The sequence below is a fragment of the Terrabacter sp. RAF57 genome (assembly GCF_052113925.1).
Taxonomy (GTDB): domain Bacteria; phylum Actinomycetota; class Actinomycetes; order Actinomycetales; family Dermatophilaceae; genus Terrabacter.
This window is the reverse complement of the sequence record NZ_JBFRDT010000011.1, coordinates 143647-158258: the sequence shown is the minus strand read 5'-3', so window position 1 is coordinate 158258 and position 14612 is coordinate 143647. Positions and strand designations below refer to the sequence as shown.

Genomic DNA, 14612 nt, shown 5'->3' with positions numbered 1-14612 from the left:
CGTTGTCAGCGCGGTGCCGGGCTGTTTCTCGACCGGTTGCTAGCCCGCACCGTCGGGTGGGGCCGTCTCTGAGGGGTGACGGCCTCACCCTCCCTCATCTCCCGGCCGGGTGCGCCCGACCCGACCGGTCAGGGGCACCACAGGCTCCCGGTGACGGCCGAGAAGAGCAGGAGCGGCACTCGCTGGGGTCGTCCGGTCGTGTGTGCACCTGCGGGGGTCAGGGCACCGTCGACCGCACCCAGCAGGGTCGCGGCCCGTCAGCAGGGTCGCGGCCCGACAGCCCGGACGCGCTCAGGCGTCGACGAGTCGGTAGGCCTCGCCCTGGGCCGGGCGCCGGTCGGCCTCGCCGCGCACGGGCCACAGCGACACGGCCCGCTCGGCCTGCGCCGTGATGGTCAGGCTCGGGTTGACCCCGAGGTTCGCCGAGACGGCCGATCCGTCGAGCACGTGCAGGCCGGGGTAGCCCCACACCCGCTGGTACGGGTCGACGACCCCGTGCTCCGGCGAGTCCGAGATGACCGCCCCGCCGAGGAAGTGCGCCGTCATCGGGATGTCGAGGACCTCGCCGACCGACGACCCGGGCCAGGCCCGCTCCCCCGTCGTGCGCTCGAGCCGCGCCGCCATGGCGCGCACGGCCTCGTTGCCCTCGGGGATGTAGGTTGGGTTGGGTTCGCCGTGGCCCTGCGTCGAGGTCAGGTGCCACCCGAGGAGGCCGCGCCGGCGGCGCACCTTGATCGAGTTGTCGCTGCTCTGCATGACGAGGGCGATGACGGTGCGCTCGCTCCAGCGCCGGCTCGACAGCGACCGGGCGAAGACCCACGGATGGCGCGCGACGGTGCCGGCGAAACGCACCCAGCGGGGGACGCGTCCGCCGCCGTCGACCTGCATGACGGCGAGCGCTCCCATGAGGTTGGACCCCTTGCCGTAGCGGCAGTTCTCGACGTGCGTCGTGTCGTTGACGTGGAAGCTCGACGTGATCGCCACGCCTCGCGTCAGGTCGACGCCGTCGGGCACCCGCGCCGTCATCGCCCCACCCAGGGCCTCCGAGTTCGTGCGGGTCAGCTCCCCGAGCGTGTCCGACAGGCGCGGCAGCCCCCGCCCCTCGGGCTCGGCCTTCATGGCCTGGAGCAGCTGGGCCGTGCCCCACGCCCCTGCCGCGACGACGACCTGGCCGGCCGTGACGGTGCGCTCCCCCGCCCGACGCCGACCCCACGACCCGCTGCGGACGGTCGTGACGGCATACCCCTGCTCCGGCGCGGCCGGGTCGAGCGGCCGCACCCGGGTCACCGTGCGCAGCGGCTCGATGCTGACACCGCGTCGCTCGGCGAGCGCGAGGTAGTTCTTGACGAGGGTGTTCTTGGCACCGACGCGGCACCCGACCATGCAGTTGCCGCACTCCGTGCACCCGGTGCGGGCCGGCCCCTCACCGCCGAAGTAGGGGTCGGGGACGCGCTTGCCCGGCTCGCCGAAGAAGACGCCGACCGGGGTCTTGCGGAACGTCTCGCCGACACCGAGGTCGGTGGCCGTGTCGCGCATCAACTGCTCGACCGGGCCGTGGCACGGGTTGACGGTCACCCCGAGCATGCGCTGGGCCGTCGCGTAGTGCGGCGCGAGCTCGGCCTGCCAGTCGGTGATGTGCCCCCACTGGCGGTCGCGGAAGAACGGCGCCGGCGGCACGTAGAGGGTGTTGGCGTAGTTGAGCGACCCACCACCGACGCCGGCGCCCGCGAGGACGAGGCAGTCGGGCAGTCGGTGGATGCGCTGGACCCCGAAGAGGCCGAGGCGCGGTGCCCAGAGGTAGCGGCGCACGTCCCAGCTCGTCCGGGCGAAGTCGTCGTCCTCGAAGCGGCGGCCCGCCTCGTAGACGTGGACGCCGTAGCCCTTCTCGGCGAGACGCAGCGCGGCCACGGACCCGCCGAAGCCGGACCCGATGACGACGACGTCGTGGTCGTGGTCGTGGTCGTGGACGGTCTTCATGGACGTCAGGCTAACGGTCCGAACACCCTAGGCTACCGAGAGTAAGTTCCTTGCGACGGCTTGGCGAGTGTCCGGGCCCGTGGTCGGCCGCGTGTAGAGTGGCCTCCCGTGGAGGGGAGAACTGAGTCGTCGGACCGCGCCGTGGAACTGTCCATCGTGGTCCCCTGCTACAACGAGGAGGCGACCCTCGAAGCCCTCTACTCGGCCCTCGTCAACGAGTTGTCCGACCGGGTCGGCTCCTGGGAGATCCTGCTCGTCGACGACGGCAGCCGCGACGACACGCGCCTGCTCGCGGGATCGATGGCGACCTCGGACCCACGGGTGCGAGCGTTGGGCCTGAGCCGCAACTTCGGCAAGGAAGCGGCTATGTACGCCGGGTTGCAGGCGGCGCGCGGACGGTTCGTCATCATCATGGACGCCGACCTCCAGCATCCGCCGGAGCTCATCCCGGCGATGCTCGACTACGGACGTCGGGGCTGGGACCAAGTCGTCGCCCGACGCACGCGAGGCCAGGAGAAGGTCGTCCGCAAGAGCGTGTCCCGCCTCTACTACCGCCTGGTCAACGGCCTCATGGAGGTCCGCCTGACCGACGGCGCCGGGGACTTCCGTCTCATCAGCCGCCGCTGCGTGGACGCCCTGCTCCAGCTCGGTGAGGTGCACCGCTTCTCCAAGGGCATGTTCGCGTGGGTGGGCTTCTCCCAGATGGAGATCAAGTACGACGACGTCGCGAGCTCTCGTGACGGGTCGACGTGGACCATGCGCTCGCTGTTCAACTACGCGATCGAAGGTGTGCTGTCGTTCAACAGCAGACCGCTCCGTCTGGCCATCTGGATGGGCGTGATCGTCATCTGCATCACCGTCGCATACTCGATGTGGATTCTCCTGGCGGCCCTCATCAACGGCGTCGACACCCCAGGTTACGTGACGACCATCGCGATCAGCTCTCTCATGGGCGGGGTCCAGCTGCTGACGCTCGGGATCATCGGAGAGTATGTCGGCCGGATCTTCAACGAGACCAAACGACGCCCGATCTTCCTGCTCTCCTACGACAGCCAAGGGTCCATGGCGAGCCCCCAGATCGCGCCACACGCGTTCGACGGGTCGCTCGATGAGGAGCCCGAGGTCGTCGACCTGGCCGAGACCGGCCACACGTCGACATGAGGGCGATGATCGACGAGCACTTCCGTCCCCTGATGCGGTTCGCGCTGGTCGGAGTGCTCAACACGGGGGTCTACTACGGCATCTACCTGCTCCTCGTCCAGGTCGCCCCATACCTCGTCGCCCACGTCGTGGGCTGGTTCGTCTCCATCAGTTTCTCCTTCCTCATGAACTGTCGATTCACCTACCACGTCAGGCCGACGTGGAAGAGATACCTGCTCTTCCCGCTCTCCAACCTCCCGAACATCCTCTTCACCTCGGTGGGGGTCGTGGGGCTCGTCGAGCTGCTTCACGTCAACGTGCGGCTCGCGCCTCTGATCGCGGGGATCTGCGCCATCCCGTTCTCGTACCTGCTAGGAAGCCATCTCATGCGTGACCGCGACCCGTTCAGTGACGTCGAAGCGTCGGCGGACGGCGCCGTGGTCGGAACGACCAGGTGAACCCGATCGTCTGGCGCGGGCCGGCGGAGCGGCTGCCGCGGCTGCTCGAGGTCGCGGTCCTGGCCGTCATCGTCGTGACCTTCGGCGTGCTGGCCGACCTGTTCCCCTACAGCGGGGACGACTGGGCCTGGGGCTCGCAGATCGGCGTCGACCGGCTGTCGACCTTCTTCGCCGACTACAACGGCCGCTACGCCGGCAACCTCGCCGTCCTCGTCCTCACGAGGTCGAGTGCCGCGATGGCGGTGACGATGGCCCTGGCGGTGGCAGCGGCCGCCTTCCTCGTCCTGCACCTCGCTCGTTTCCGGACGCTCACCGGATACGTGCTCGTCTATGCGCTCCTGCTCGCGACCCCTGTCGACGTCTGGCGCCAGGGCATCGTCTGGACCTCGGGTTTCAGCAACTACATGCTCGCGACGCTTTCCATGCTGGGCGTCATGGTGGCCCTCCGGTCTGCGCTGACGCGGACCTCCAACCGCCCCACTCACCCCGTCCTGCGGGGTGTCGCGCTCTTCCTGCTCGCCTTCGTCGGCCAGCTCTTCATCGAGCACGTGACGATCCTCGTCGTCGCCGTCACGGGTGGGTGCGTCCTCTGGTCGGTCGTCACGCGTCGAGGCGTCGGGGCGTCCCTGTGGTGCCTCTTCGTGGGCGCGGTGCTCGGGGCCGCCGCCATGTTCTCGAACGGCGCGTATCGTCGCGCCTTCTCAGGCGCGGATGGCTACCAGAAGATCGGGTCGCAGGGCGGGAGCCGAACGGAGCAGATGCTCACCTCGCTCGACACGATCATCGGGACATACGGCGTCGCTCTCAACACCGCACTCAACGTCGTCCTGTTGGGTCTGCTGGGCCTGGTGGCGGCACGCCGAGCGACTCACGCGAGCCGGGCCACCGCCCGACTCTTCTTCGGCGCCATCGGCGTGGTCGCCCTCTTGGCCGCTGTCCTCGTCGTGTGGTGGGTGCCACACGACGCGTCCGCTCTTACGTCGGGAGGAATCGCCAGTCTGGTGCTCGTGCTCGTGACGATGGCGTGTGCCATGGTCACCGTGGAGGACCACGAGGACCGGCGGCTCCTGCTGTTCGTCACCATTGGCTTCGTCCTCCTCATCGCGCCGCTCCTGGTGGTGAAGCCGCTCGGGCCCAGGTGCTTCGTTCCCTCGTACGTCCTTCTCCTCGTGGCGGTCGCCGTGCTCGCACGCGTCGGCCTGCGACACCTGGGCCGCGTCCCCGCTCGGGCCTCGGCCTACATCCTCGTCGCCGCTGCGGCGGTCATCGGGGTCACGGCCTTCGTCGTCCGCTACGAGATCTACCACCGCATCGACGAAGCCTCCGCGGCGCGACAGGCGACCGCTCGGACGGCCGTGGCGGATGGCGCGTCGCGCGTCGTGCTCAGGCACCTACCGTACGGCGGGCGGTGGGTCCATGCCCCCGACCCCGACTTCGAGCCGTGGGAGACGCGCTACAAGCTCTTCTACGACCTGCCGGCGTCCCTGGCGATCACCGTCAAGTAGTCGCCAGGGCGTGCACACCGTGCATGTCGGCCGCCGCTCAGGCGTTCCTCCTGGGGTCAGGGACGCAATGCCCTCGTCACCGCTGAGGCCACCTCGGGGTAGAGCGTCATGGAGTACTGCGTCGTCATGTGCCCGTGATCGAAGTACGTGATCAGACCCCCGACGACGGCGGGACACCTGCCGGACTTGCACAGCAGGCTGGTGGCATCCAGGGTGCTCACCGCTCCTGCTGGAAACCCACCCTGGAGTGCTGCTGAGGTCAGAGGGTCGGGTTCGAGGCCCTTGTCCACGTCGATTCCGCACCGCGTGAGGTCGTCCGCGTAGCGGGCCACGCAGTCCGGCACATTTCCTCCCGCGTCGGGGGTGTCGCGAATGACGAGCACCCGCAGGCCTTGGCGAACGAAGCCCTCGAGCACACGTCGGTAGGCCTGCTGCGCCACCACCGTCTTACGGTTGGCGGGCACACCGACCAGCGGTTGGAGCGTACGGTCCGACATGACCACGAGGTCGTAGCCGCCCGAGTTGATGCGCTGACGAGTCCAGTCGTTCCACGCTTGGCAGTTCGCCCCGATCTCGGGCGGGTTGAAGGAGATGGGCACGTCTACCGAGTAGCACTCGGAGGTGAGGTAGGTGTCGATCCGCCATCCGCGTTCGCGGGCCAGGCTGTGCAGCGGGGGAAACCAGGCACCCGCGTGCGAGTTGCCGTACAGGGCGATCCGCACGGGGGTCGAGCGTGGGCCGTAGCCGCACACCTTTCGTCGGGTGAACGGGCGTTCGTTCCAGCAGCCGTCGGAGTAGACCTCGGGTTTGTCCTTGGCAGCCGCGACCGGCGAGGTCAGCAATGGCATGTCGCGGGTGGCGCAGGCAGCGGTGCGGAAGAAGTCTGCACCCACGCACCTCGCCGAAGGGTCGACGACGACGGTCGCGGCAGACTCAGTGACCCGCTGGGCGTGCCACAGGGCGAGGCCCGCGAGGCCGGCCGAGAGCGCGAGGCAGGCCCCGAGCAGCACGAAGGAGCGCCTGACGCTCTGAGTCAGCTTCGGCGCGAGGCGGAACGGCTCCTCGACCCAGCGTTTCGACAGGCCCGACAGGCAGAGCACACCGGCGATCAGGACGCACTTTTGCCACGCCCGCATGTCGTCCTCGTCGAGCACGAACGGCGCGATCACGATCGCGGGCCAGTGCCACAGGTAGACCGAGTACGAGACGTCGCCGAGCCACTGGACGTGACGCCCGGACCAGAGCCGCCGTGGACCAGTTCGGAGGTCGTCGGACCTTGCCGCGATGACTGCCGCAGCTCCCAACGTGGGCACCAGTGCCGCGACACCCGGAAAGGAGGTCTCAACGGTGAACGCCACGGCGGACCACAGAATGGCGGCCAGGCCTCCCCAGACGAGCAGGGAGCGGACGACGGCGCCCCGGGCGCGAAGGCCGGCGTGGACCGCCGCAGCGACCGCCGCCCCGACCCCGAGCTCCCACACCCGGGTCGTGGTGACGAAGTAGGCCTGACCGGCATCCTCGCGGGTGAACCAGGCCGAGAAGGCAAGGGACACGAGGCTGACGACGCCGATCACCAGCAGCGGTGGGAAGCGGAACGAGAGCCCGCGGCGACGGCATACGAGCAGGGCCAGGCCGATGAGCACTGGCCAGACGATGTAGAACTGCTCCTCCACCGACAGCGACCAGTAGTGCTGGGTCGGCGACTGCAGCTGGTCGGTCGCGAGATAGTCGGTCGAGGTCAGGGCGAGCAACCAGTTCTCGACGTAGAACGCCGAGGCGAGGACCTCCTTCGCCACCCGCTCATGGACCGTCTGGGGAAGCCAGACGATGCTCGCCGCGAGCGTCGTCACGAGCACGAGGGTGGCCGCTGGGATGAGCCGTCGGATGCGACGAGACCAGAAGGAGAAGAGATCTTCGGCGCTACGGATCGGACGTTCGAGGAGGTGGAGCGTGATGAGGAAGCCGGAGATCACGAGGAAGACGTCGACCCCGACGTAGCCTCCGGTGAGGCGCTGCGGCCAGGAGTGGTAGACCACGACGAGCGCGACTGCGACGGCGCGCAGCGCCTGGATGTCCCTGCGCGGTTGCGCGACCTGAGCGAGGATCTCTCGGGGGCTGGTGACGACGTCCTCGGCGTCGCCGACGATCGCCACACTCGGTCTTTCGGGCAGTGCCAAGGGATCTACTCCGGATTGCTGGTACTCCTGTGCGGGCTGTGCCCCTGCCCACCGCGAAATGACCCAGACAAACTAACGCACGAACCTGCCGGAGACCGATTCGCCGGGCTCGTGGGGCGCTCGCGAGCACAGGCTCCGCTCAGACAACGGCCCATAGGATGGGCCGACCCTCCTCGACCGGAAGAGAACCTGCGTGCCCTCCGCCGCTCCCCTGCTGACCGTCATCTGCAATGTCCACAACGACGCCGCACGGCTCCCGAGGGCCGTCGGGTCGGCCCTCGCCGCGTGCGAGGGACCCGACGTCGAGGTCCTCGTCGTCGACGACGGCTCGACCGACGACACCGGCGCCGTCGCCGACCGGCTGGCCGCCGAGGACGATCGCGTACGCGTCGTGCACCGTGGCGTCAACGACGGCGCCCCGGGGGCGCCGCGCAACCTCGGCCTCGACGAGGCCCGCGGGGACTGGGTGGCCTTCGTCGACAGTGACGACACGTACGTCGCGGGTTCCCTGCGCCGGCTCCTCGAGGCCGCGGTCGCCCAGGACGCCGACGTCGCGGCCGGCGCCGTGGCCCGCTACAACGAGCGGACCGACCGCGTCACACCGCTTCCGGCGACCGGCTACACCACGGGGCCGGTCGACCCGCTGTCGCCCGGCTCACCCCTGTGGCAGGACACCATCGCCGTCGCGAAGGTCATGCGGCGGGCGCTGCTCGACGAGGAGGCGATCCGCTTCCCGGAGGGCATCCTCTACGAGGACCAGCCCTTCACCGTGGCGCTCTGGTCGACGGCGCGACGGGTCGCGACCCTCGACGAGGTCGTCTACCACTGGTACGTCAACAACGTCGCGGGCGAGGAGTCGATCACCGCGCGACGCCACGAGATCGCCAACGTCCACGACCGCCTCGCCGCCAACCGGGCCATCGACGTCCAGTTGACCGGCCGGCCGGACCTCGCGTCGGCCAAGCTCGACAAGTTCGTCCGACACGACCTGTCGCTCTACGGCAAGGACCTGGACTCCCGGGACGCCGACTACCGGACGGCCTTCCTCGCAGCGGTGCGGGACTACCTCACCGAGCTGCCCACCGAGCTGCGTGAGGGTCTCGACCAGCCCTACCGCCTCGCGGTCCGCGAGCTCGTCGACGGCAGCTCCGAGAGCGCCGTGGCCGCCTGCCTCTTCGCCTACCGCCGCCTCCACGTCGACCGCCCGCTCGCGTTGCGCGCCGACCGGTGGTGGTGGCCGTACCGACCCGCGGGCGAAGCGTCTGCCGACCACGACCTGACGTCGGTCGTCGCGACGGAGCATGCCCGGCGAGGCCGCATCTGGACGGCCACCTGTCGCGAGGTGCACGTGGTGCAGGGCGCCCTGCACCTCTCCGGCACGGTCGTCGACGGGGACGGCGCCATCGGTGCGCACGCGCGTCTCGCCGTCTCGCTCGTCGATCGTGACAGCAGCGCACGCCTGTCCTCGGCCGTCGCACGGCTGCGCCGCGACGGCGCCTTCGACGCGGTCCTCGAGCTGCCGTCACGCGGCGCGGCCGCGACACCTGCCACTGCATGGGACGTCAGGGTCGACGTCGTGGGTGCGCTGCGCAGCCGGCTCCCGGTGCGGACCCGCAAGCCACACCCCGTCGAGCTGCCCACGACCGTCGGACTCCCGTCGCTCGACGGCATCGAGGCCTACCGCACGCGCAACGGCAACCTGTCGCTCCGGCCGTCCAGCGACCGTGCGGGCCCGGCCGGCGACGCCGGCTGAGCCCGCGGCCGTCAGCGGCTCACAGCCGCGGGCTGGTCCTTCTTCGGGCGGCCAGGCTCACCCTGGCGGGCCTTGTCGAGCTCCTCGATGGCCGCAGTGACGCGGGCGCAGCACTGGCCGTCACGCATCGGGAACGTCGCGTCGATGCGGCTCTGGAAGTCCGGGCGGGCGGCATACCCGTTGTCGGCGATGTCGACGACGGCCGCGACAGCGGCCTCGACGTCCTCGACGACCGGCCCGAAACCGTCACGGGGGTACTGGAAGTAGCCGGCCCGGCCGACGTGCCCGCCGGCCATGACCCGCTGCGCGTCGAACTGGAAGTAGACGACGGGGCGGTCCATGTAGGCGGCGTTGAACGCCATCGACGAGTAGTCGGTGACGAGCACGGCGGACCGCGCGAAGTACTCCTGCACGTCAGCGCCGTCGAAGGACAGGCGCAGCACCGAGTCGGGCAGGTCCATCTTGGCCAGGACCGGCTGGATGTTCGGGTGCGGCAGGAACGCCACGGTGCGCCCGGTGCGGGCGGCGAGCTCGGTCAGCTCGGGGCTGCGCAGGAAGGCCGTCCACGCCTTGGCGTACTCGGTCTCGAAGAAGTGCGAGTCGATGACGCGACGCTGGCTGCCCGGCTTGAGGGGCGGGACGAGCCAGTTGCGCCAGGTCGGTGCGACGAGGATGAGGTCGCACGCGTCGCCCTGGATCCGCTGCGCCTTGGCGTGCAGGCGGTCGAAGCGCGGCAGACCGGTGAGGGCCACCTCCTTGGCCGTGAAGACGTAGGGCGAGCCGTCACCCGCGATCGACTCGTACTCCCCCGGCGTCGACGTGACGAAGATGTCCATCTGCTTCGGGTTGAGCCAGCGGGACAGGTCGTCCTTGATGACGCCGTGCTGGAGGAAGGTGAACTTCCAGCGCGGGTCGATGTGCTTGAGGATGGCCGGCGGCCTCTGCACGGGCGCGTCGATGTGCGAGGAGATGAGGTGCCCGGCGTTGATCATGAGCAGCTTCCACCGCAGCGTGCCGTGGGCGACGAGGCGCGAGCCGTAGCCCTCGGCCTTGAGCCGCTTCCAGTCCGGGGTGTCCTTCTCGAGGACGAACCACGCGTTGACGTCCTCACGGTTGTCGCGCAGCCACCGGAAGAGGATCTCGCCCGAGTCGTTGGCGTCGTGGATGCGGTCCATGAGCACCCAGGCGCCCTCGAACTGCTTGCGCACCTGGGCCCGGGAGGCGAGCACGCGCACCGGGTCGACCTTGAGCCGGTCGAGAGCCTCGCGACGCCGCCGACCCGGACGACGGAAGCGGTTGGCGATCGCCCGGGCGCCCAGGGCACGCGTGCGGACGCCCTTCCAGGCCCCGAGCAGCTCGACTCGCGAGCCGTCGAGACGCAGCTCGAGGGTGCCCCGGGCATCGACCCAGAGGACGCGCTCCCACATGAGCGTGTCACCGAAGAACTCGATGGCGCGCGTCTTGGCGTAGCGCGGGGCCTTGAGCTCACCGCGCGAGTAGACCGCCTCCTCGGGCGGTTCGCCGATGTAGCGGTAGAGCACGCGCACCATGCGCTTGGTGCGGTCGTACTTGTCCGTCACGGCGTACGAGGTGTGCCAGTCCCGGCCGCGGAGGCCGTGCAGCAGGATGTCGCGCCAGTGCGGCTGGAACTTGCGGATCGTGAAGGAGTCGACGACGTCAGGCGCGAGCAGCTCGGCGATCTCGCCGAGGGTCTCGCGGAACGTCGCCGCGAGGTCACCACTGATGGCGGACGCCGAGTTGGCCATGGCGTCCTCGGACGAGAAGTACCAGGACAGCTCGTAGAGGATGACGTGCTGGACCCACATCGGGACGGCGCCGTGGCGGCGACGCGCCTCGCGGAGCAGCTCGAGGTAGCCGTCGCGGGGGACGGTCGAGTAGCGGCCCGTCGCGGAGATGCCGGTCTGCAGCGTCGAGCTCTGATCGGCACGCTTGCGGTAGTAGTAGCACGCCGACCCGACGAAGCCGGTCTGCCGGCTGGGCGCCGCGAGCAGGTAGCGCACGGCGAAGTCGCCGTCCTCGAAGTTCGGGCGCAGCCCCGCGTTGAAGCGCAGGTCGCCGATGACGTCGCGGCGCATCAACGAGGTGGTCGAGCTACCCGGGATGTAGGAGGTCGCGACGTCGAGGTCGACGAGGCGGTCCTCGGCGTACATCTTCCAGCGCGGGTGCTTGCCGAGCTCGCCCGTGCCCTCGTTGCGCAGCACGACGTTGGCCGAGAGGAACTGGACCTCCGGGTGCGCGGCGGCGAAGGCGGCCATCGAGGCGAAGAACGTCGCGTTGACGGTGTCGTCGGGGTCGATGAAGGTGATCCACTCACCGGTGGCGCGCTCGAGGCCGGCATTGCGGGCTGCGGCCTGCCCGGCGTTCTCCTGGTGCAGCACGACGACCTCGCAGCGGGCGCGGGTGGCCCACTCCTCGAGGACGGCCCGCGAGTCGTCGGTCGAGCCGTCGTCGACGAGGACGAGTTGGAGTCGCGCGAGGTCGAAGGTCTGCGCCTCGATCGAGGCGATGTACTCCTCGAGGTAGCGCGAGACGTTGTAGACGGCCGAGACCACCGAGAAGAGTGGCCTGCCCGGACTCGGCAGGGTCACGTGCTCGGGAGTCGCCTCGGTCATGTCTGGTGCCTTTCCCGCACGGGGCGGCCTCGTGGCTCCCGTGCTCCGGTGGATCTGGTCTCGCGGCGGGAGTCCCCTGACACCATCCCGGCCGCGCCACCCCGCTCGGGGCGATTGCCGCACAAATACTATCTGTCCCGAACGGGGGCCGTTCGGGACGCCGTAGCCGCCCCCGAGGGGACGGCTGGGCGCTCAGTTGCCGAGGTAGGGCGAGACGACGACCTCGACGCGCTGGAACTCCTTGACGTCGGAGTAGCCGGTCGTGGCCATGGCCCGCTTCAGGGCTCCGATGACGTTGGTGGCGCCGTCGGCCTGTCGGCCCGGGCCGAAGAGGATCTCCTCGAGGGAGGCCTGGGTGCCGAGCGCGATGCGCTCTCCGCGCGGCAGCTGCTGGTGGTGGGCCTCCGGGCCCCAGTGGTAGCCGCCGCCGGGGGCGTCGGTGGCCCGGGCGAGGGCCGCCCCGAGCATGACCGCGTCGGCGCCGCAGGCGACGGCCTTGACGATGTCGCCGGACGTACCGACGCCGCCATCGGCGATGACGTGGACGTAGCGGCCACCCGACTCGTCGAGGTAGTCGCGGCGCGCGGCTGCGACGTCGGCGACGGCCGAGGCCATCGGGGCGTGGATGCCGAGGGCCGTGCGAGTCGTGTGCGCCGCGCCACCACCGAAGCCGACGAGGACACCGGCCGCGCCCGTGCGCATGAGGTGCAGGGCCGCCGTGTAGGACGCGGCGCCGCCAACGATGACGGGCACGTCGAGCTCGTAGATGAAGCGCTTGAGGTTGAGCGGCTCCGCGCGACCGGAGACGTGCTCGGCCGACACCGTCGTGCCACGGATGACGAAGAGGTCGACGCCGGCATCGACGACGGTCTTCCAGTGCTGCTGCGTGCGCTGCGGCGACAGGGCGCCGGCGACCGTGACCCCCGCCTCGCGCAGCTGGCGCAGCCGCTCGGTGATGAGCTCGGGCTTGATCGGCTCGGCGTAGATCTGCTGCATGCGCGCCGTGGCGGCCTCCGGCTCGATCTCGGCGATCTCACGCAGCTGCGCGGTCGGGTCCTCGTAGCGGGTCCACAGGCCCTCGAGGTCGAGCACCGGCAGGGCACCGAGCTTGCCGAGCACCGTCGCGCTCTCGGGCGAGACGACGGAGTCCATCGGCGCCGCCATGACCGGGATGTCGAAGTGGTAGGCGTCGATCTGCCACGACACCGAGACCTCCTCGGGGTCGCGCGTGCGCCGCGAGGGCACGACGGCGATGTCGTCGAAGGAGTAGGCGCGCCGTCCGCGCTTGCCTCGGCCAATCTCGATCTCGGTCACCGGCCGATCCTACCGACCCGGTCACGAGCGGACGTATGCCGTCCCGCGGGCTCCGCGGGACGGCATACGTCATCGGGTGGTGCGCCGGGTGGCCCGGAGCGCGGTGTCAGGCGATCGAGTAGTTGGGCGCCTCGACGATGCCCTGGATGTCGTGCGGGTGGCTCTCCTTGAGCGAGGCCGACGTGATGCGCACGAACTGGCCCTTGTCCTGCAGCTCGGGGATCGTGCGCGCGCCGACGTAGAACATCGACTGGCGCAGGCCACCGAGCATCTGGTGGGCGACGGCCGCGAGCGGACCACGGTAGGCCACGCGGCCCTCGATGCCCTCGGGCACGATCTTGTCGTCGGAGTCGACCTCGGCCTGGAAGTAGCGGTCCTTGGAGTAGGACTTCTTGCCCCGGCTGCTCATCGCGCCGAGCGAGCCCATGCCCCGGTAGGCCTTGAACTGCTTGCCGTTGACGAAGATCAGCTCTCCCGGGCTCTCCTCGCAGCCGGCGAGGAGCGAGCCGACCATGACCGAGTCGGCCCCGGCGACGATGGCCTTGGCGATGTCGCCGGAGTACTGGAGGCCGCCGTCGGCGATCACCGGCACACCGGCCGGCTTGCACGCCTGGGCGGCGGCGTGGACCGCGGTGACCTGCGGGGCACCCACCCCGGTGACGATGCGCGTCGTGCAGATCGAGCCCGGACCCACGCCGACCTTGACGGCGTCGGCGCCGGCGTCGACGAACGCCTGGGCGCCCTCGCGGGTAGCGACGTTGCCGCCGATGACCTGGACGTGGCGGGTCGCGGGGTCGCTCTTGAGGCGCGCGACCATCTCGATGAGCAGGCGCACGTGGCCGTGGGCGGTGTCGGCCACGAGCACGTCGACCCCGGCCTCGATGAGCGTGGTGGCGCGCTCCCACGCGTCGCCGAAGTAGCCGATGGCCGCACCGACCATGAGGCGGCCGTCGGCGTCGTTGCTCGCATCGGGGAACTGCTCGCCCTTGACGAAGTCCTTGACCGTGATGAGCCCGGCGAGGTGGCCCTCGGAGTCGACGATCGGCAGGCGCTCGCGCTTGTGCTGGCGCAGCAGTGCCGTCGCCTCGTCGCGCCCGATGCCCACCGGGCCGGTGATGAGCGGCATCGGGGTCATGACGTCGCTCACGAGCGTCGTGGCCCACTCGGCGACGGGCGTGAAGCGCAGGTCGCGGTTGGTCACCATGCCGATGAGCTTCTTGTCGTCGCCGATGACCGGCAGACCCGAGACGCGGTACTCGCCGCAGATCGTGTCGAGCTCCTCGAGGGTGCGGTCGGGACCGATGGTGATCGGGTTGGAGATCATCCCGGTCTGGGTCCGCTTGACGAGGTCGACCTGGTAGGCCTGGTCCTGGATCGAGAGGTTGCGGTGGAGGACACCGAGACCACCCTGGCGGGCCATCGCGATGGCCATCCGGGCCTCGGTGACGGTGTCCATCGCCGCCGAGATGAGCGGGGACCGGATCGACAGCTCGCGCGTCAGGCGCGTCGTCGTGTCGATGTCGTTGGGGGCGAGGTCGCTGTAGCCCGGCAGGAGCAGGACGTCGTCGTACGTCAGCCCCATCGAGGCGAAAGCAGCGGGCACGTCAGACGATCCGAGGCTCATTGCCCGATTCTACGGGCTGCCGGGGGTGCGA

9 protein-coding genes are annotated in these 14612 nt (G+C 70.1%); 4 read left to right on the top strand and 5 right to left on the bottom strand.

Features of this window, described 5'->3' with window-relative positions; translation table 11 throughout:
• Positions 1 to 291: 291 nt before the first annotated feature.
• Positions 292 to 1977, bottom strand: coding sequence for a GMC oxidoreductase (locus AB4Y83_RS14005; RefSeq protein WP_442297251.1), 1686 nt, complete (start codon positions 1975 to 1977; stop codon positions 292 to 294).
• A 141-nt stretch (positions 1978 to 2118) separates the two neighbouring features.
• Here AB4Y83_RS14005 and AB4Y83_RS14000 point away from each other — a divergent pair, with 141 nt between their 5' ends.
• From AB4Y83_RS14000 to AB4Y83_RS13990, 3 genes are read left to right on the top strand one after another with little or no spacing between them, the layout of a single operon-like run.
• Positions 2119 to 3138, top strand: coding sequence for a glycosyltransferase family 2 protein (locus tag AB4Y83_RS14000; protein ID WP_442273883.1), 1020 nt, complete (start codon positions 2119 to 2121; stop codon positions 3136 to 3138).
• A 5-nt stretch (positions 3139 to 3143) separates the two neighbouring features.
• A complete protein-coding gene (locus AB4Y83_RS13995) occupies positions 3144 to 3575 on the top strand; it encodes a GtrA family protein (RefSeq protein WP_442273882.1) in 432 nt (143 codons plus the stop codon).
• Complete coding sequence (locus tag AB4Y83_RS13990; protein WP_442297250.1) at positions 3572 to 5080, top strand: DUF6056 family protein; 1509 nt, start codon at positions 3572 to 3574, stop codon at positions 5078 to 5080. The genes AB4Y83_RS13995 and AB4Y83_RS13990 overlap by 4 nt, the downstream gene beginning before the upstream one ends.
• A gap of 56 nt (positions 5081 to 5136) precedes the next feature.
• On the opposite strand, the gene AB4Y83_RS13985 is transcribed toward AB4Y83_RS13990, so the two are convergent.
• A complete protein-coding gene (locus tag AB4Y83_RS13985) occupies positions 5137 to 7233 on the bottom strand; it encodes an acyltransferase family protein (protein ID WP_442297249.1) in 2097 nt (698 codons plus the stop codon).
• Between the two features lie 217 nt (positions 7234 to 7450).
• Between AB4Y83_RS13985 and AB4Y83_RS13980 the strand changes: the two genes are divergently transcribed.
• Positions 7451 to 9010 (top strand): glycosyltransferase family 2 protein, encoded by a 1560-nt coding sequence (locus tag AB4Y83_RS13980; RefSeq protein WP_442297248.1) that lies wholly within the window; start codon positions 7451 to 7453, stop codon positions 9008 to 9010.
• An 11-nt stretch (positions 9011 to 9021) separates the two neighbouring features.
• Here the strand turns inward: AB4Y83_RS13980 and AB4Y83_RS13975 are convergent, their stop codons facing one another.
• The 3 genes from AB4Y83_RS13975 to guaB form a co-directional block, all read right to left on the bottom strand.
• Positions 9022 to 11643 carry a bifunctional glycosyltransferase/CDP-glycerol:glycerophosphate glycerophosphotransferase gene (locus AB4Y83_RS13975; RefSeq protein WP_442297247.1) on the bottom strand — a complete coding sequence of 874 codons (2622 nt, stop codon included), beginning with the start codon at positions 11641 to 11643 and terminating at the stop codon, positions 9022 to 9024.
• A 192-nt stretch (positions 11644 to 11835) separates the two neighbouring features.
• Positions 11836 to 12957, bottom strand: a complete 1122-nt coding sequence (locus AB4Y83_RS13970; RefSeq protein WP_020144860.1) for a GuaB3 family IMP dehydrogenase-related protein — start codon at positions 12955 to 12957, stop codon at positions 11836 to 11838.
• A gap of 106 nt (positions 12958 to 13063) precedes the next feature.
• Entirely contained in the window at positions 13064 to 14581 is a 1518-nt protein-coding gene (gene guaB, locus AB4Y83_RS13965; RefSeq protein WP_442297246.1) for an IMP dehydrogenase, read from the bottom strand.
• Positions 14582 to 14612 lie beyond the last annotated feature (31 nt).

Bases quoted from the DNA above. Each gene is read 5' to 3' on its own strand.
- guaB (WP_442297246.1), bottom strand. From the start codon at position 14,581: ATGAGCCTCGGATCGTCTGACGTGCCCGCTGCTTTCGCCTCGATGGGG.
- AB4Y83_RS13975 (WP_442297247.1), bottom strand. From the start codon at position 11,643: ATGACCGAGGCGACTCCCGAGCACGTGACCCTGCCGAGTCCGGGCAGG.
- AB4Y83_RS13995 (WP_442273882.1), top strand. From the start codon at position 3,144: ATGATCGACGAGCACTTCCGTCCCCTGATGCGGTTCGCGCTGGTCGGA.
- AB4Y83_RS14005 (WP_442297251.1), bottom strand. From the start codon at position 1,977: ATGAAGACCGTCCACGACCACGACCACGACCACGACGTCGTCGTCATC.